The sequence below is a fragment of the Pseudomonas sp. BP11-1-1 genome, assembly GCF_052112105.1.
Taxonomy (GTDB): domain Bacteria; phylum Pseudomonadota; class Gammaproteobacteria; order Pseudomonadales; family Pseudomonadaceae; genus Aquipseudomonas; species Aquipseudomonas alvandae.
The window spans coordinates 54,669-70,507 of sequence record NZ_JAUTYU010000013.1 but is presented as its reverse complement, the minus strand read 5'-3'; the positions used below and the strand labels follow the sequence as shown (position 1 = coordinate 70,507).

The window sequence follows — 15,839 nt, the reverse complement described above, 5'->3', positions numbered from 1 at the left end:
CTTTCATCTACAGGAGTTCTCTGCGGCTCAGCTCGCGGTAAGCGGCCAGTGGGTCTTCGGCCCAGGACACGTCCAGCGTCGAGACGCCTGTGGATAACCTGGCTTGATGGATCGACGCGGCCGGGCCGGCGATGATGATCGGGCAGTCGATTGCATTCAGCAGCCTGGGCAGTTGGGACAGGTCCAGGGCGTGGTTGGAATACACCAGCACGGCGCGAACCTTGAGGCGTTCGACCGCCAGGGCCAACTCTCCGGCAGGCAGCGGCCCGTCAAGTATTTCCACGGGGCAATCGGCGCTGCTGGCGAGCCAGGCGGTGAGCCACAAGCAGGGTTCCTGATGTGATTGCGATTGATTGACCAGCAGCAACGGCGCGCCACGCAGCTGGCGGTTGTTGTGATAAATCCGGCTGCCGAATTTGCTGCGCAGCCAAGTGTGGAAAAACACCTGCTCCAGTTGCGCGCCGAACTGGCCTTGCCAGCGCGTTTGCAACTCGGCCAGCAAGGGCAGCAACAACTGTTCGCAGACTGTCCGCGGCGGATACAGCGCCATCGCCTGGTTGATCAGGTCGTCGACCTGACGCTCGGCCAGTTGTGTCACGGCCAGCAGCAAGGCATGGCGCTGGCGTTGCCATTCGTCCTGCACGGGCTCTTCGGGTGGTTGCGGCGTCTCGAGCAACGGCTTGATCTTGCTCACCGCCACGCCGCGATTGATCCAGGTGAGGATGCTCTGGATCCGCTGCACATGCTCGGCATTGAACAGGCGATGACCCTTGGCGGTGCGGTGCGGCACGATCAAGCCGTAGCGTCGCTCCCAGGCCCGCAGCGTGACGGCATTGACGCCGGTTTGCCGGGCCACTTCGCGGATGGGAAGCCAGCCCTGCGCCAGTGCCTCGGCAAAATCGACGCCGAGGTCTTCGCTGGCGCTTGAATCAGGTTTCGTGTTCATCAAATGGCGTTTCGCAAGCTGAGATTTTCCGGGTGAGGTTGCAGGTACACCTGCTGCGCCAGATAAGGGTCGGGGTGCTGGCGCAGGTGGTGCTTGAGCAGTGTCAGCGGTACCACCAGCGGCACGATGCCGAGGCGATATTGCGCGATGAGGTGTTGCACTTCCTGCTTGTCATCGGCATCGATGGCGCGCTTGAGATAGCCGCTCAAGTGCTGGAGTACGTTGGTGTGGGTACGGCGGGTAGCGCATTTTTTCAAGGCGGCCATCAAGGCGCTGAAATAACGTGCGCCCAGTTCGTCGGGATCGCCCTTGCCCATGTTGCCCAACAAATTGCCCAGTGCCTTGTACTGCACTGGGTTGTGGGCCATCAGCAGGTATTTGTAGCGCGAGTGAAATTCGATGAGGTCACGTCGGGTCAGGCCTCGCTGGCGCAGCGGTTGCCAGGCCGCATAGGCGAACACGCGCGTCAGGAAATTCTCCCGCAGCACCGGGTCATTCAGGCGGCCATCTTCCTCCACCGGCAGGTCCGGATGACGCTCGCAAAAAGCCTGGGCATAGATGCCTCGTCCACCGCCGTCCTGGGGCACGCCGTTGTGATCGTAGACCTTGACCCGTTCCAGCCCGCAGGAAGGGGATTTCTGCATGAAGATATAGCCACAGATACCCTCCAACTCCCCGGCCATCTGCCGTCCGTATTCGGCCAACGGTCCCGTCACGTCGAGGTCGCGATTCACCGTGCCGACCGCGTCAGGATGCTCTGGGTTGCCCACCAGGCGAATCGGCTCGCGGGGAATGCCCAGGCCGATGGCGACCTCGGGGCACACCGGGACGAAATCGAAGTATTCCGTGAGCGTGCGACTGCACAGTGGCGATTGTTTATGCCCGCCGTTAAAGCGAACTTCAGCGCCCATCAGGCAGGCGCTGATGGCAATTCTGGGTTTGGCATGGGCTTCGCTGGGCATGGGCGACCTCTGATGGCTTAATCTTGTACAGTTTTTGTTTTCTGTACAATATTTTCATCATAGGTCCGAACGGGCACAAGTCAACCGCGAATTGAACGAGCGGAGTTCATGACACATTGGCGCGGGATGGGCTGCTGTCTTTTGCGACAGCAGCGAGCGGTACGGGATGACACGATTCACTGAAGACTGGCGTGCAAGCGGCGAGCGGCCTCCTGGCCGCTGAGCCAGGCGCCTTCGACCCGGCCGGACAGGCACCAGTCGCCACACACATACAAACCCAGGTCCGCGTCCGCCAGTGCGCCCCATTCATGACTGCCGGCAGGGCGCGCATACAGCCAGCGATGGGCCACGCTGAAGCTCGGCGCTGGCATCGCGCTGTGCAACAGTTCGGCGAAAGCACCGTGCAAATGTTCGATAACCGCTTCCTTGGGCATGTCGATGTGCTGGCGGCTCCAGTCACTCGTGGCGTGCAGCACCCACGTGTCGAGCTTGCTGTCGCGCCCCGGTTTGCTGCGGTTGCGCGCCAGCCAGTCGAGGGGGCTGTCTTGTACGAAGCAGCCTTCCATAGGTGTATCCAGGGGATGTTCGAAGGCCAGCGCCACGGCCCAGGTAGGGTCCATTTTTACCCCGGCGGCGACCCCGGCCAGTTTCGGCACGGCCGCCAGCAACGCGGTGGCCTGGGGCGCCGGCGTGGCGATGATCACCTGGCCGAAGGGGCCATGGGTGAACCCTTCCGCGTCCTGCAGGTGCCAGTGTTCCTGGCCGCGAAACACCTCGGTGATGCGGCAGGCGAATTGCACCTGCAGTTCGCCGAGCAGGGCGCGGGTAATGGCGCTCATGCGAGGGGTTCCGACCCAGCGGGTCTGTTCGTCGGGGGAGGGGCTCATTTGCCCCTCCTGATAATGATAAAGCTGCGGGTTCCACTCCGCCGCCCAGCCGTTGGCTTGCCAGCGCTGGACTTCCGTGACGAAGCGCCGATCGCGGGCGGTGAAATATTGTGCGCCCATGTCCAGGGCGCCAGCGTCACTGCGCTTGCTCGACATGCGACCGCCGCTGCCGTGGCTTTTGTCGAAGAGTTGGATGACGTGCCCGGCCTCCGTCAGGGCCTGGGCGGCTGATAACCCGGCGATGCCGGTACCGATGATTGCGATAGGTACAGTCATGAGGGCCTCGTTTAACTTTCTGTACAGACTACGCCGTCGTTTAATCCTGTACAATTTTGATTTTTGGTATAAGTTTTACCGTTCGCGTTTCGACAGGTTGTCCTATTGTTAGAAACAGGGCCTGTCCGATATGAACAATCTCTACCTATAAAAATAGACTAATGGGCCGGGTAAAACGCGATGAGAGGTACACCTCATGCACATATTGCTGACCGGCGGTACTGGTTTGATCGGACGGCAGCTCTGCCGGCACTGGTTGGAGCAGGGGCATCACTTGACGGTCTGGAGTCGTCGACCTGAACAAGTGGCTGAAATTTGCGGCGCGCAGGTACGCGGCGTCGCCAAGCTCGACGAGATCAGCGAGCCCGTGGACGCGGTGGTCAACCTGGCGGGGGCGCCCATTGCCGACCGCCCCTGGAGTCATAAGCGCAAGATGTTGCTGTGGAGCAGCCGCGTCACGCTGACCGAGGTTTTGCTCGCATGGCTGGAGCGTTGTGAACAGAAGCCGCAGGTACTGATTTCCGGTTCCGCGGTGGGTTGGTATGGCGACGGCGGCGAGCGAGAGTTGACCGAGGAATCGGGGCCGGTCAGCGAGGATTTCGCCAGCCAGTTGTGCATTGCCTGGGAGGAAACCGCGCAGCGGGCCGAGGCCATGGGCCTGCGTGTGGTGCTGGTTCGCACCGGCTTGGTCCTGTCTGCCGAGGGCGGCTTTTTGTCGCGGCTGTTATTGCCCTTCAAGCTGGCGCTGGGCGGGCGTATCGGCGATGGTCGGCAGTGGATGCCGTGGATTCATATCGACGATCAAATCGCCCTGATTGATTTTCTTCTGCACCGCGATGATGCCAGCGGTCCTTATAATGCCTGCGCGCCGAATCCGGTGCGCAACCGCGATTTTGCCAAGGCCCTGGGGCGCGTATTGCATCGGCCGGCGGTGGTGCCGATGCCAGAGCTGGCGTTGAAAGTCACGTTGGGTGAGTTGTCATTACTGTTGCTGGGCGGCCAGCGCGCCACGCCGGCCCGATTACAGGCGGCGGGTTTTTCATTCCGGTTCACTGATTTGCCTGCGGCCCTGGAAGATTTATCGGGTCGCCTTTGAAATAGGATGTTGCATGACCGATCACGCGTTGCTTCTGGTGAATCTGGGTTCGCCTGCCTCCACCTCGGTGGCCGATGTGCGCCGCTACCTCAATCAATTCCTGATGGACCCGTACGTCATCGACTTGCCTTGGCCGGTGCGTCGGTTGCTGGTATCGCTGATCCTGATCAAGCGCCCCGAGCAGTCGGCCCATGCCTATGCGTCGATCTGGTGGGAGGAGGGCTCGCCGCTGGTGGTGCTCAGCCGGCGCTTGCAGCAAGCCATGACCCGTCAATGGACTCAAGGCCCGGTGGAACTGGCGATGCGTTATGGCGAGCCCTCCCTCGAATCCACCCTGGTACGGCTGGCGAGCCAGGGCCACAAGAACATCACGCTGGCGCCGTTGTATCCGCAATTCGCGGAAAGCACCGTGACCACAGTGGTTGAAGAGGCCAAGCGGGTCGTGCGCGAAAAGAAGCTCGATGTGCAGTTCTCGATTCTCCAGCCGTTCTACGACCAGCCGGAATACCTCGATGCGCTGGTCGCCAGCGCCAAGCCGTACTTGATGCAGGACCATGATCACTTGCTGCTGAGTTTCCATGGCCTGCCCGAACGGCACCTGACCAAGCTCGATCCCACGGGTTTCCACTGTTTCAAGGATGCCGACTGCTGCAAGAACGCGCCGCCGGAAGTCATGGCAACGTGTTACCGCGCCCAGTGCATCCGCACCGCCGAGCTGTTTGCCCATCGCATGGGCCTGGCGGATGGAAAATGGTCGGTGTCGTTCCAGTCGCGACTGGGCCGTGCCAAGTGGATCGAACCGTACACTGAAGCGCGCCTGGAGGAACTGGCCAAGAGCGGCGTGAAGAAGGTCCTCGTGATGTGCCCGGCGTTCGTCGCCGATTGCATCGAGACGCTGGAGGAAATAGGCGACCGTGGCCGTGAACAGTTTCGCGAAGCGGGAGGGGAGGAGTTGGTGTTGGTGCCGTGTCTCAATGACGATCCGCAGTGGGCGCAGGCGTTGAGTACTCTCTGCGAGCGGGCGCCGATAGCTTTGTGAGGTTCTAGGGCCTCATCGCGAGCAAGCTCGCTCCCACAGTGGATCGCGAGTGTTCACAAAATTTGTGTTCACAACAGATCCCCTTGTGGGAGCGAGCTTGCTCGCGATGGCTTTCTGACTGACAACAAAGTACTTCAGATCAGCGGCTCATCCGCCTTCTTCTGCTTCCAACCGTCATTGCCCGGCAGCAACAGGTTCAACGCGATCGCCACCACGGCGCACAGCGCGATGCCCTTGAGACCGAAGTCGTCCGGGCCGGTGCCGGTGCCCACCAGCACGCCGCCGATGCCGAACACCAAGGTCACTGAAACGATCACCAGGTTGCGGGCTTCGCCCAAGTCGATCTTGTGGCGGATCAGCGTGTTCATGCCCACCGCCGCGATCGAGCCGAACAGCAGGCACAGGATCCCGCCCATCACCGGTACCGGGATGCTCTGCAGCAGCGCGCCGAACTTGCCGATGAACGCCAGGCTGATGGCAAAGATTGCCGCCCAGGTCATGACCTTCGGGTTGTAGTTCTTGGTCAGCATCACCGCGCCAGTCACTTCGGCGTAGGTGGTGTTGGGCGGGCCGCCGAACAGGCCGGCGGCGGTGGTGGCAATGCCGTCGCCGAGCAGTGTGCGATGCAGGCCGGGTTTTTTCAGGTAGTCACGACCGGTCACGCTGCCCACGGCGATCACACCGCCGATGTGCTCGATGGCCGGCGCCAGGGCGACCGGCACGATGAACAGGATTGCCTGCCAGTTGAACTCCGGTGCGGTGAACGCCGGCAGGGCGAACCATGGCGCGGCGGCGATTTTTGCGGTGTCCACGACACCGAAGAAAAATGCCATGGCAAAACCCACCAGCACGCCGGAAATGATCGGCACCAGGCGGAAAATGCCTTTGCCGAACACCGCTACGATCAAGGTGGTGAGCAGCGCCGGCATGGAAATCATCATCGCGGTCTGATAATGAATCAGCTCAGTGCCATCGCCGGCCTTGCCCATCGCCATGTTGGCGGCAATCGGCGCCATGGCCAGGCCGATGGAAATGATCACCGGCCCGATCACCACTGGCGGCAACAGGCGGTCGATGAACCCGGTGCCCTTGATCTTTACCGCCAGGCCCAGGAACGTGTAGACGAAACCGGCCGCCATCACGCCGCCCATGGTCGCTGCCAGGCCGAACTGGCCCTTGGCAAGGATGATCGGCGTGATGAAGGCAAAACTCGAGGCGAGAAACACCGGCACCTGGCGTCCGGTGACGACCTGGAACAGGATCGTTCCCAGGCCGGCGGTGAACAGCGCCACGTTCGGGTCCAGCCCAGTGATCAGCGGCATCAATACCAGCGCGCCGAAGGCGACGAACAGCATCTGGGCGCCGGACAGCACCTGGCGCCAGAGCGGATCGTTGAACTCGTCCTGCATGCTCAGGCGTCCTTCTGCTTGGTGCCGAAAATCTTGTCGCCGGCATCGCCCAGGCCCGGAATGATGTAGCCATGTTCGTTGAGTTTCTGGTCGATGGACGCGGTGTAGATGGTCACGTCCGGGTGGGCATCTTCCACGGCCTTGATGCCTTCGGGGGCGGCGACCAGCACCATCGCGCGAATGTCCCGGCAACCGGCTTTCTTCAGCAGGTCGATGGTGGCGACCATCGAACTGCCGGTGGCGAGCATCGGGTCGATGATCATCGCCAGGCGCTCGTCGATTTCCGGCACCAGTTTTTCCAGGTAGGTATGGGCCTGCAGGGTCTGCTCGTTGCGAGCCACGCCCACGGCGCTGACCTTGGCCCCCGGGATCAGGCTGAGCACGCCTTCGAGCATGCCGATGCCGGCGCGCAGGATCGGTACCACGGTGATTTTCTTGCCGGCGATTTTCTCGACCTGGACCGTACCGGCCCAGCCGTCGATTTCATAGGACTCCAGCGGCAGGTCCTTGGTGGCTTCGTAGGTGAGCAGGGCACCGACTTCCTGGGCGAGTTCGCGAAAGTTCTTCGTGCTGATGTCGGCGCGGCGCATCAGGCCGAGTTTATGTCTGATCAGCGGATGGCGGATCTCGAGGATGGGCATGGGGAAGGCTCCGGCGGCGGGCAAAAAAACCGGCCTAGATTAATCTATCCGAGGGTGTTGTCCTATAGACAATACAGAACGTTAGTCCACAAATGCTTGATCTGGCCGGGCGGGATGCGTACCTTTGCCGGCTTTTCCGAACTGCCACCCCTGGAGAGCGCCATGTCCGCTGATCTCGAGCATATCCGTCAAGTCATGCGAGAGGCTGACTGCCTGTACACCGAAGCTGAAGTCGAAGCGGCCATCGCCCGTGTCGGTGCGCAAATCAACGATCAGTTGGCCGAAAGCAATCCGGTCGTGTTCTGCGTGATGAACGGCGGGCTGATTTTCTCCGGCAAGCTGCTGACCTATCTGAACTTCCCGCTGGAAGCGTCCTACCTGCACGCGACCCGTTATCGCAACGAAACCAGCGGCGGCGACCTGTTCTGGAAAGCCAAGCCGGAAGTCTCGTTCATCGACCGCGACGTACTGATCATCGACGACATCCTCGACGAAGGTCATACCCTGGGCGCGATCATCGATTTCTGCAAACACGCCGGCGCCCGCGCGGTGCACACCGCCGTGCTGATCGACAAGGATCACGACCGCAAGGCTCGTCCGGACCTGAAGGCCGACTTCGTCGGTTTGCCGTGCATCGACCGATACATCTTTGGCTATGGCATGGACTACAAAGGCTACTGGCGCAACGCCAACGGTATCTTTGCGGTCAAGGGGATGTAATAGATGACTGGGCCGGCGTTCCTGGATCAAGCCCTGTTCGATGAACTGGCCGGGAAAGCCGCGGCCAGCCCACGCGGGCGGCAGCATCACAACTTCCACCAGATGGACGAGCCTTGCCATCGCATGGCGGTGGGCTTGCAGCCGTCGACCTACATCCCGCCACATCGCCATTTGAGCGCCGACAAGGCTGAGACCCTGCTGGTGCTCAAGGGCCGGCTCGGTGTGCTGATCTTCGACGAAAGCGGTACGGTGCTCGACAAGCGAATCCTGCAGGCCGGCGGCGATTGCCTTGGTGTCGACCTGCCGGCTGGCGTCTACCACGGCCTGGTGGTGCTCGAAGCCGACAGCCTGATGTTCGAATGCAAGGCCGGCCCTTATCGGCCAGTGGGCGAGGGCGACCTGGCCCATTGGGCACCTCGCGAAGGCGAGCCCGGCGTGGCGCAATACCACGCTTGGATGCGCGCTCAGTTCGACTGATCGACCTGTGGTGAGGAGGCTTTTGTGGCGAGGGGATTTATCCCCGCTGGGTTGCGAAGCGACCCTAGAACAATCGACTCGATTAACCTGACACTCCGAGTCGCCTGATTTTAGGGCTGCTTCGCAACCCAGCGGGGATAAATCCCCTCGCCACAGGTCGGGCGCGTCTTCAATGGGCCATACGACTGGCCAACCAATGCTCGCTCTTGACCCGCGCCTGTTCCAAGGTCTGCACATACGCCAATTGACGCTGCTCGCGGTGTATCCCAGCGCGGCGCAGTTTCAGGCGTACCCTCGGCGCGGTCGCGACCAGGATCAGGCCGATGCCCTGCTTGCGGTAATCCCTCAGGATATTTTCAAACGCGGCCAGGGCGGTCATGTCCAGCATCGGTACGGCGCTCATTTCCACGACCACCACCCGAACACCCGGGTCGAACTTGCGCAGCACGTCCAGGGCTTTTTCCGCTGCGCCAAAGAACAACGGCCCGCGAATGGCATAGCAGCGAACATGCTCGGGCATGTCCAGCAAGGCTTTATGGACATGGCGCGGCAGCTCGGCGCTGTCGGTCAGTTCGCTCATGCGCTTGATAAACAGTCCGGCCGCCAGCAACAGGCCGACGGCGACGGCCATCACCATGTCGAACAGCACGGTCAGGCTCAGGCAGGTCAACAGGACCAGCACATCGCTGCGCGGCGCTATACGCAGCGTGTGCAGCACATGCCCGGCCTCGCTCATGTTCCAGGCCACCATCACCAGCAATGCCGCCAGCGCGGCCATGGGCAAGTAGCTGAACAGCGGTGCCAGCAGCACAATCGCCACCAATACCACCAGGCTGTGGATGATCGCCGCCAGCGGTGAGGTCGCGCCGCTGCGCACGTTGGTGGCGCTACGGGCGATGGCGGCGGTGGCGGTGATGCCGCCGAACAGCGGCGCAACCAGATTGCCCAGGCCCTGGCCCATCAGCTCGGCGTTCGGGTCATGTTTGCTGCCGGTCATGCCGTCCGCCACTACCGCGCACAACAATGATTCGATGGCACCGAGCATGGCGATGGCAAACGCCGGCCCCAGCAATTGGCGGAACAGGTCATAGGAAAGCACCAGCCCATGACCTTGGCTGTCCGACAGGTTCCACGGCCAGTCGAAGCTCGGCAGGAAAGGCGGGATGCCGGGATAGGCGATGCCATCGACGACGTAGCTGAAGCGTTCGCCCAATGTTGCGATCGGCCATCCGCCGCGCTCCATGGCCAGTCCCAACAGCGCGCCCACCAGCAAGGCCACCAGATGCCCCGGCACCCTGGGTACCCAGCGCGGCCAGGCAATCAGCACGGCCAGGCACGCGGCGCCGATGATGCCATCGCCAAGATGGGCGCTGGGCAACGCGACGACCAGCTCACCGAGCTGTTCGATGTAGTGCTTGGCGTGGCCTGCGGTGGTCAGTCCCAACAGGTCCTTGAGTTGCAGCGTGGCGATCACGACGCCGATCCCGGCAGTGAAACCGAGGATCACGGGATAGGGGATGTATTGGATCAGCCGCCCGGCGCGCATCAATCCCAGGGCGATCAGGATCAAGCCGGCGAGCATCGTGCACAGCAGCAGGCCGCCCAATCCGTATTGCTGGGTGATGGGCAGCAGGATGACGACAAAGGCAGCCGTCGGCCCACTCACGTTGAAACGCGAGCCGCCGGTCAGGGCGATCAGTGGCGCCGCCACCAGCACCGTGTACAGGCCATGCTGGGGCGGGACGCCAACGGCGATGGCCAGTGCCATGGCCAGGGGGATGGCGATGATGCCCACGGTGAGCCCGGCCACCAGATCGCCGCGCAGGCGTTCAAGGGTGTAACCGGCACGCCAGGCTTGGCGCCAGGCGGCAAACAGCGGTGGGGCGGAGAAGGACATGGATACTCCACATGACGTAAATGGAACATGGGGTCCTGTGGCGAGGGGATTTAGCGAAACGTCGCACCGCCCCGCTGGGTCGCGAAGCGGCCCCGGCTTTTTGTATCGCCAGGCTGAATGCAAGTGCTACGCACTTGAGCGGGGATAAATCCCCTCGCCACGAAAGCGTACCTCAGTGAGGTCACGCAGATTGTCCTCTGAGTATGCCGCGCCAGACACCTGGATGTATTGACCCGGGTCGCTTATTTTTTCCACGGATGCTAGCGTGCCCAGCCAAGTCTCTGGAGCCTGTCATGCGTGTATCGATCCACCGCTGCGCCACTCTGCTATTGATAGCCAGCCTGCCCATGACAGCCATGGCTGCGCCGATGCACAGCCAGTTCCTGCCCTCCGATGACCTGGTGGCGCGCCAGGAACAGCCCGAACAGCAGCAGTTGCTGCAAGTCACGGAGTATTCGGTGGTGCTGGGCAACCAGCGACCGTCCAATCAACAACCGATCCCGGTCACCTCGCCCTTGATGGTGCGGCTCAAAGGCAAACCCCTGAACAAGGGCGCGACCATCAGCCAGGTCATCCTCAATTTCGATGGCGAAAGCAAAAGCCTGAAGAAACCGGTGTTCGACGAGGCAAGCAAGACCCTGACCCTGTCTTATCCACAGGCCCAGTACCGAGTCGTCATCGATCTGCTGCGCAACGACACGGTCTACGTGCAGTTTCTCAGCTACGCCAACGGTCACATCTGGGCCGACCTGCACACTGGCACCGCACGCCCGCGTTGAGCCGCGACGCCCGGCAGGGGTAAACTGCCCGCCCCGTGAACTGTGCGAGCTGGAGCCGGCAATGCGTAAAGACAAGAAACAGGTGATTGGTGACGAGATTGGCGATGAACAGATCAAGCTGTTCCTCAATTTTGAACCGATCGATGCCACGTCGCCGTCGCTGCACAAACTGATCAAGGCCTACCGTGGGCTGCGTGTCGATGATTTCGAGCGCTTCCTGGTGTTTTTTGCCGAGGCGGGCTACGACCTTAACGGCAAGGACGAACATGGCAATGATTTCGTGACGCTGGTTCGCGATCAGCGCAATGCCCAGGAATACATTGAATTGATCGAGAAGGCGCGTGGCTGATTGATTCAGGGGCCTGCTTCGCAGGCCAGCGGGAGCAAGCTCCCTCGCCACGAGGTCCAAAAAAAAACGCCCCGCTCTCATGGAGAACGGGGCGTTTTTTTAGCCGATCGAATCAAGCGTAGCTTTGGGTCTCGCTGCTTTCTTCAACCAACTCCAGCGCGATGTTGTTCTGCGCATTGATCTTGCGATACAGCGCCGCGTCGGTTTCCAGCACTTTTTCCCGGGCCGGGAAGATTTCCGCAAGCTTGGTGGCCCACTCGCCCTTGGTTTTTTCCGGGAAGCAACGCTCGATCAGTTCCAGCATGATCGACACGGTTACCGAAGCACCTGGCGAAGCGCCGAGCAAGGCGGCGAGGCTGCCGTCCTTGGCCGCCACCAGCTCGGTGCCGAATTGCAGGATGCCGCCTTTCTTCGGGTCTTTCTTGATGATCTGCACCCGTTGGCCGGCCACTTCCAGGCGCCAGTCTTCGGCTTTCGCCTCGGGGTAGAAGCGGCGCAAGGATTCCAGGCGCTGTTCCATGGACTGCATCACTTCGCTGATCAGGTACTTGGTCAGGTCCATGTTGTCCCGGGCCACGGCCAGCATCGGGCCGATGTTGCCGGCGCGTACCGACAACGGCAAGTCCATGATCGAGCCGTGCTTGAGGAACTTGGTGGTGAAACCGGCGTATGGCCCGAACAGCAGGGACTTCTTGCCGTCGACCACGCGGGTGTCCAGGTGCGGCACCGACATTGGCGGCGAGCCCACGGCGGCCTGGCTGTAGACCTTGGCCTGGTGGTGCTTGACCACTTCCGGGTTGTCGCAACGCAGCCACTGGCCGCTGACCGGAAAGCCGCCGAAGCCCTTGCTCTCTTCGATGCCTGAGGCTTGCAGCAGTGGTAACGCGGCGCCACCTGCACCGAGGAAGACGAACTTGGCGTCGACTTCCCGGGTATTGCCGGAATTGACGTCCTTGATGCTCACGGTCCAGCCATCACCGTTGCGCTTGAGGCCGGTGACGCGCTTGCAGTATTTGATCTGGGTGTCCGGCGCACTGCCCAGGTGCTTGAGCAACTGGTTGGTCAAGGCGCCGAAGTTGACGTCGGTACCGTTCATGACGCGGGTGGCGGCGACAACTTCGTCAGCCGGCCGGCCTGGCATCATCAGCGGCATCCACTCGGCCATCTGGCCCTTGTCTTCGGTGTATTCCATGTCGGCGAAGGCGTGATGCTGGCGCATCAGTTCGAAGCGCTTCTTCAAAAACTCCACGCCTTTCTCGCCCTGCACGAAGCTCAAGTGCGGCACGGGGGCGATGAAGGATTTCGACGAGCCGAACGTGCCCTTCCTGGTCAGGTACGTCCAGAACTGCTTCGATACTTCGAACTGGGTGTTGATGTGCACGGCTTTCTTGATGTCGACGGTGCCGTCGGCGGCCTGGGGCGTGTAGTTCAGCTCACACAGCCCGGCGTGGCCGGTACCGGCGTTGTTCCAGGGATTGGAACTCTCCGCGGCACCGGAATCCATCAGCTCGACGACTTCCAGCGAGATCGCGGGGTCGAGCTCCTTGAGCAGCACGGCCAGGGTGGCACTCATGATGCCGGCCCCTACCAGAACTACATCGACTGCTTCGTTATGCGCCATTTAACGCGTCTCCAAAAATCTGCAGCACCAAATTGTCGGCATAGCGGCCAGGAAGCGGGGCAAGTCAGTTGCGCCCCAGGAATCCATGGCCAGGAATCGCCATGTCCGAATCTTCGCAATTTTTCGCAACACTGCGGATGCATGCAGCACGGCCTCAAGAGTCACATGAACTCATTTAAGCGCCGGGCAGGCAATTCGACTTATGGCCGAGACATCCGTTCGTGCAACCAAATCCGTAGCGGACAGGCTTCAGGCGCCGGTTATTGAACGATATCCGGTCCTGTGTCGTTGGGCTGTTCCAGACGCTAATGGTGCTTGTTCAGACGCAAAACTCTTCATTTGCTCGCCACACTCTTGTGAAGTTGTGAAAACCCGTTTTTTCACGCTCTTTTGAAGACGTGAACCTCAAAAAAGGGCTGTCCCAGCCTGGCACCGCGCCCGGTTTGGTTGCCCTCATGCAGTACATGACAGGCAAAACGGGCAGACAGCTCAGTGACCGAGCGTAATGACAGCTCTGCAGATTCGTGAAAAGCGGAGATTTTGCCCGGGAACAGCAAGCGCGCCAGCTTCACTCGATCTGTGTGGGCGGCTCTCTGTGGGCGGTGCGAAGTGCCAATACAAGCGCATCAGCGATGTTGCGAGGCCCGATCAGGAGACGTCCTTATAATCGGGGGGAGATTGTAACGAAGAAACGCGTGGAAATGGTCGTGTTTTATGACTTTTATTAGCCTTCCGGTCAGACGGCCAACAGTTGCCGGCTACGGGCGCGTGCGCGGGGCGGTTGCACTCGCGCTTCGACGGGCAGGGGCTGGTGCAGCCAGTTGAGGCGGATCTCTTCGATTTCCACCCAGCCTTCGCCCATGGGTTGCAAGCTGCATTGCTTGAACGCCTGGCAGCGACCGGCGCGGTCCAGCAGGGCAAAGCAGCGATGATGGGGACGGGGGGTAAACAGATCGATCAGAAAACGCATGGTCGGATACCGTGTCGAGGGAACTTGTGGACAGCCTGACAGCCGGCCATGACATGCTGGTTTAAGGAAGGTGACAACGGGGTGACAGGAACCGCCCACGGTGGCCCTTGTCAGACATCTCGGTATTCATGCTGCGACGCTGGTTCGCCGCGATGGCGCACCGCTATACTGCCGGCCTGTTTGTGCCCGATTCTGGAGAGAAGAGCATGTTGCAACGCCTGTTGTTCGGTTTGATCGCCGTGACCAGTCTGACCCTCGTCGGCTGTGCCCACAGCCCGCAGCAACTTAACCCGGAACCCAAGCTCAACGCCCAATTGGCGCCGGTGGGCCGTGGCCAGCCGGTCGTGGTGCGTGTCGTGGACGGTCGTCCGTCGCCGACCCTCGGCACCCGCGGTGGGTTGTACCCTGAAACCAGCGTGATCACGGTGCAGGGCGCGCAGATCCTGCCGAAGTTGCAGGCCCAGGCCGAGGCGGCCGTGCGCCTGCTGGGCTTCACCCCGACCGCGAACGCCATGAACGCGCCGCAACTGACCGTGACCCTGGCGGAGCTGAAATACCAGTCGCCCAAGGAAGGCATGTACGTGACCGAAGCAACGATCGGCGCGACCTTCCGCTCCGACGTGCAGAACGCGAACCGTCGCTACAGCGGTCGTTACGGCGCTTCGCTGGACCAGCGCTTTGGCATGGCGCCGAACCAGGACACCAATACCAAGCTGGTCAGCGACGTGTTGAGCGATGCCCTGACCCGTCTGTTCAAGGACCCGACCATTGGTCAGGTGTTGGCAGAGTAAGTAACAAGCCCCATATCCCTGTGGGAGCGAGCTTGCTCGCGATAGCGGAATGTCAGCCACTTTGATGTTGGCTGATCACTGCCATCGCGAGCAAGCTCGCTCCCACAGGGTTTTTTTATGGATGAGATATTCAGGCGGCCTGGGAATAAAGCTCCAGCACGCTGATCCCGGTCAGCAGGTCTGTCTCCGGAAGATCAGCATGTGGATGGCCGCCGAGGGCGCAATACACCAGCCAGTGCCGGTCCTGGACGTTGAAGGACAGGCTGTCGACGAGGTTCTGTTGTTCGTCGCTCGGGCTGATGAGGTAGAGGCGATCCTGGTTTTCGGCGTGCAGCATGACGGGTTCCGTGCAGGTTTGGAGGGCGACAGGGTGGCCTATCCTTATGACGAAACCGTGACGGATGAAATTAGAAAGTTGAGCCCGCCCCTGTGGCGAGGGGATTTATCCCCGCTGGGCTGCGCAGCAGCCCCAAAAGAACTGGATGCGATTCGCCTGACACACCCTGGTGGCCGGTTTTAGGACTGCTTCGCAGCCCAGCGGGGATAAATCCCCTCGCCACAAACGCATTCAGTATTGAACGACATCGTTACCGGTCGGAAAAAGCCGCGCAGCGCGCCAGGCTTTCGGTAGAATCCGCGCCCTGATTTATAGGTCTTGGGCGCAAGGCGTCCGTTTTTCGCTTGAGGTTCGTGATGTCGTTGCAACTGTTTTCGTTGTTCGCTGCCCACCCCGCCAAACTGATCAACCTGCTCGCGCTGCTGTTTGCCTGCCCGGGTGGCTGGGTATTGCACGCAACGCGCCGCCGCGAGCAGCGGGCGCGGGCCTGTCTCGAAGCGCGTGGCGGCGAAAGCAATGAACGATTCGAAGCGCTGCTGGACCTGGCGACGCAACGCATGAACCGGTTTTTCTACCGCTTCGGTTTTGCTTGCCTGGGCGTGGCGCTGTTGATGTCGTGGTTCAGCACAAAGCTCTGATGAA

Annotated in this window: 17 protein-coding genes; 8 read left to right on the top strand and 9 right to left on the bottom strand. The window is 61.3% G+C overall.

What is annotated here, in order from left to right; all coding sequences use genetic code 11:
- Positions 1 to 7: 7 nt before the first annotated feature.
- From Q7C33_RS21690 to Q7C33_RS21680, 3 genes are all read right to left on the bottom strand, one after another.
- The gene (locus tag Q7C33_RS21690) at positions 8 to 946 is read right to left on the bottom strand and encodes a MerR family transcriptional regulator (protein ID WP_030138589.1); all 939 of its coding nucleotides are present in this window, start codon (positions 944 to 946) and stop codon (positions 8 to 10) included.
- Positions 946 to 1,908: a YbgA family protein gene (locus tag Q7C33_RS21685; RefSeq protein ID WP_198796249.1), complete on the bottom strand. Its 963-nt coding sequence runs from the start codon at positions 1,906 to 1,908 to the stop codon at positions 946 to 948. Before Q7C33_RS21685 ends, Q7C33_RS21690 begins: the two co-directional genes overlap by 1 nt.
- Positions 1,909 to 2,084: 176 nt before the next feature.
- A complete protein-coding gene (locus Q7C33_RS21680) occupies positions 2,085 to 3,071 on the bottom strand; it encodes an NAD(P)/FAD-dependent oxidoreductase (protein WP_198796250.1) in 987 nt (328 codons plus the stop codon).
- Between the two features lie 196 nt (positions 3,072 to 3,267).
- On the opposite strand from Q7C33_RS21680, the gene Q7C33_RS21675 reads away from it, so the two are divergent.
- Positions 3,268 to 4,167 (top strand): TIGR01777 family oxidoreductase, encoded by a 900-nt coding sequence (locus tag Q7C33_RS21675; protein WP_198796251.1) that lies wholly within the window; start codon positions 3,268 to 3,270, stop codon positions 4,165 to 4,167.
- Between the two features lie 13 nt (positions 4,168 to 4,180).
- The gene (gene hemH, locus Q7C33_RS21670) at positions 4,181 to 5,206 is read left to right on the top strand and encodes a ferrochelatase (RefSeq protein WP_030138592.1); all 1,026 of its coding nucleotides are present in this window, start codon (positions 4,181 to 4,183) and stop codon (positions 5,204 to 5,206) included.
- Between the two features lie 134 nt (positions 5,207 to 5,340).
- On the opposite strand, the gene Q7C33_RS21665 is transcribed toward hemH, so the two are convergent.
- Both Q7C33_RS21665 and upp read right to left on the bottom strand, forming a co-directional pair.
- Positions 5,341 to 6,615: a uracil-xanthine permease family protein gene (locus Q7C33_RS21665; RefSeq protein ID WP_407684142.1), complete on the bottom strand. Its 1,275-nt coding sequence runs from the start codon at positions 6,613 to 6,615 to the stop codon at positions 5,341 to 5,343.
- Positions 6,616 to 6,617: 2 nt separating this feature from the next.
- On the bottom strand, positions 6,618 to 7,256 hold the full coding sequence (gene upp, locus Q7C33_RS21660; RefSeq protein ID WP_030138594.1) for a uracil phosphoribosyltransferase: 639 nt from the start codon (positions 7,254 to 7,256) through the stop codon (positions 6,618 to 6,620).
- A 162-nt stretch (positions 7,257 to 7,418) separates the two neighbouring features.
- Here upp and Q7C33_RS21655 point away from each other — a divergent pair, with 162 nt between their 5' ends.
- Together Q7C33_RS21655 and Q7C33_RS21650 are read left to right on the top strand one after the other, a co-directional pair.
- A complete protein-coding gene (locus Q7C33_RS21655; protein WP_030138595.1) occupies positions 7,419 to 7,976 on the top strand; it encodes a hypoxanthine-guanine phosphoribosyltransferase in 558 nt (185 codons plus the stop codon).
- A gap of 3 nt (positions 7,977 to 7,979) precedes the next feature.
- Positions 7,980 to 8,453 (top strand): WbuC family cupin fold metalloprotein, encoded by a 474-nt coding sequence (locus Q7C33_RS21650; RefSeq protein WP_407684141.1) that lies wholly within the window; start codon positions 7,980 to 7,982, stop codon positions 8,451 to 8,453.
- Positions 8,454 to 8,622: 169 nt separating this feature from the next.
- On the opposite strand, the gene dauA is transcribed toward Q7C33_RS21650, so the two are convergent.
- Entirely contained in the window at positions 8,623 to 10,350 is a 1,728-nt protein-coding gene (dauA, locus tag Q7C33_RS21645) for a C4-dicarboxylic acid transporter DauA (protein WP_407684140.1), read from the bottom strand.
- Positions 10,351 to 10,643: 293 nt separating this feature from the next.
- On the opposite strand from dauA, the gene Q7C33_RS21640 reads away from it, so the two are divergent.
- Entirely contained in the window at positions 10,644 to 11,129 is a 486-nt protein-coding gene (locus Q7C33_RS21640; RefSeq protein ID WP_030138597.1) for a hypothetical protein, read from the top strand.
- 61 nt (positions 11,130 to 11,190) lie between these two features.
- Positions 11,191 to 11,478: a PA4642 family protein gene (locus Q7C33_RS21635; protein ID WP_030138598.1), complete on the top strand. Its 288-nt coding sequence runs from the start codon at positions 11,191 to 11,193 to the stop codon at positions 11,476 to 11,478.
- A gap of 112 nt (positions 11,479 to 11,590) precedes the next feature.
- On the opposite strand, the gene mqo is transcribed toward Q7C33_RS21635, so the two are convergent.
- Entirely contained in the window at positions 11,591 to 13,099 is a 1,509-nt protein-coding gene (gene mqo, locus Q7C33_RS21630) for a malate dehydrogenase (quinone) (RefSeq protein WP_258648256.1), read from the bottom strand.
- 736 nt (positions 13,100 to 13,835) lie between these two features.
- Complete coding sequence (locus tag Q7C33_RS21625) at positions 13,836 to 14,069, bottom strand: hypothetical protein (protein ID WP_030138600.1); 234 nt, start codon at positions 14,067 to 14,069, stop codon at positions 13,836 to 13,838.
- A 206-nt stretch (positions 14,070 to 14,275) separates the two neighbouring features.
- Here Q7C33_RS21625 and Q7C33_RS21620 point away from each other — a divergent pair, with 206 nt between their 5' ends.
- Positions 14,276 to 14,860, top strand: coding sequence for a YajG family lipoprotein (locus Q7C33_RS21620; RefSeq protein ID WP_030138601.1), 585 nt, complete (start codon positions 14,276 to 14,278; stop codon positions 14,858 to 14,860).
- Positions 14,861 to 14,990: 130 nt separating this feature from the next.
- On the opposite strand, the gene Q7C33_RS21615 is transcribed toward Q7C33_RS21620, so the two are convergent.
- Complete coding sequence (locus Q7C33_RS21615) at positions 14,991 to 15,197, bottom strand: hypothetical protein (protein WP_030138602.1); 207 nt, start codon at positions 15,195 to 15,197, stop codon at positions 14,991 to 14,993.
- 356 nt (positions 15,198 to 15,553) lie between these two features.
- Here Q7C33_RS21615 and Q7C33_RS21610 point away from each other — a divergent pair, with 356 nt between their 5' ends.
- The gene (locus tag Q7C33_RS21610; protein WP_030138603.1) at positions 15,554 to 15,835 is read left to right on the top strand and encodes a hypothetical protein; all 282 of its coding nucleotides are present in this window, start codon (positions 15,554 to 15,556) and stop codon (positions 15,833 to 15,835) included.
- Positions 15,836 to 15,839: the final 4 nt, after the last annotated feature.

Bases quoted from the DNA above. Each gene is read 5' to 3' on its own strand.
- Q7C33_RS21690 (WP_030138589.1), bottom strand. From the start codon at position 946: ATGAACACGAAACCTGATTCAAGCGCCAGCGAAGACCTCGGCGTCGAT.
- Q7C33_RS21685 (WP_198796249.1), bottom strand. From the start codon at position 1,908: ATGCCCAGCGAAGCCCATGCCAAACCCAGAATTGCCATCAGCGCCTGC.
- Q7C33_RS21680 (WP_198796250.1), bottom strand. From the start codon at position 3,071: ATGACTGTACCTATCGCAATCATCGGTACCGGCATCGCCGGGTTATCA.
- Q7C33_RS21675 (WP_198796251.1), top strand. From the start codon at position 3,268: ATGCACATATTGCTGACCGGCGGTACTGGTTTGATCGGACGGCAGCTC.
- hemH (WP_030138592.1), top strand. From the start codon at position 4,181: ATGACCGATCACGCGTTGCTTCTGGTGAATCTGGGTTCGCCTGCCTCC.
- Q7C33_RS21665 (WP_407684142.1), bottom strand. From the start codon at position 6,615: ATGCAGGACGAGTTCAACGATCCGCTCTGGCGCCAGGTGCTGTCCGGC.
- upp (WP_030138594.1), bottom strand. From the start codon at position 7,256: ATGCCCATCCTCGAGATCCGCCATCCGCTGATCAGACATAAACTCGGC.
- Q7C33_RS21655 (WP_030138595.1), top strand. From the start codon at position 7,419: ATGTCCGCTGATCTCGAGCATATCCGTCAAGTCATGCGAGAGGCTGAC.
- Q7C33_RS21650 (WP_407684141.1), top strand. From the start codon at position 7,980: ATGACTGGGCCGGCGTTCCTGGATCAAGCCCTGTTCGATGAACTGGCC.
- dauA (WP_407684140.1), bottom strand. From the start codon at position 10,350: ATGTCCTTCTCCGCCCCACCGCTGTTTGCCGCCTGGCGCCAAGCCTGG.
- Q7C33_RS21640 (WP_030138597.1), top strand. From the start codon at position 10,644: ATGCGTGTATCGATCCACCGCTGCGCCACTCTGCTATTGATAGCCAGC.
- Q7C33_RS21635 (WP_030138598.1), top strand. From the start codon at position 11,191: ATGCGTAAAGACAAGAAACAGGTGATTGGTGACGAGATTGGCGATGAA.
- mqo (WP_258648256.1), bottom strand. From the start codon at position 13,099: ATGGCGCATAACGAAGCAGTCGATGTAGTTCTGGTAGGGGCCGGCATC.
- Q7C33_RS21625 (WP_030138600.1), bottom strand. From the start codon at position 14,069: ATGCGTTTTCTGATCGATCTGTTTACCCCCCGTCCCCATCATCGCTGC.
- Q7C33_RS21620 (WP_030138601.1), top strand. From the start codon at position 14,276: ATGTTGCAACGCCTGTTGTTCGGTTTGATCGCCGTGACCAGTCTGACC.
- Q7C33_RS21615 (WP_030138602.1), bottom strand. From the start codon at position 15,197: ATGCTGCACGCCGAAAACCAGGATCGCCTCTACCTCATCAGCCCGAGC.
- Q7C33_RS21610 (WP_030138603.1), top strand. From the start codon at position 15,554: ATGTCGTTGCAACTGTTTTCGTTGTTCGCTGCCCACCCCGCCAAACTG.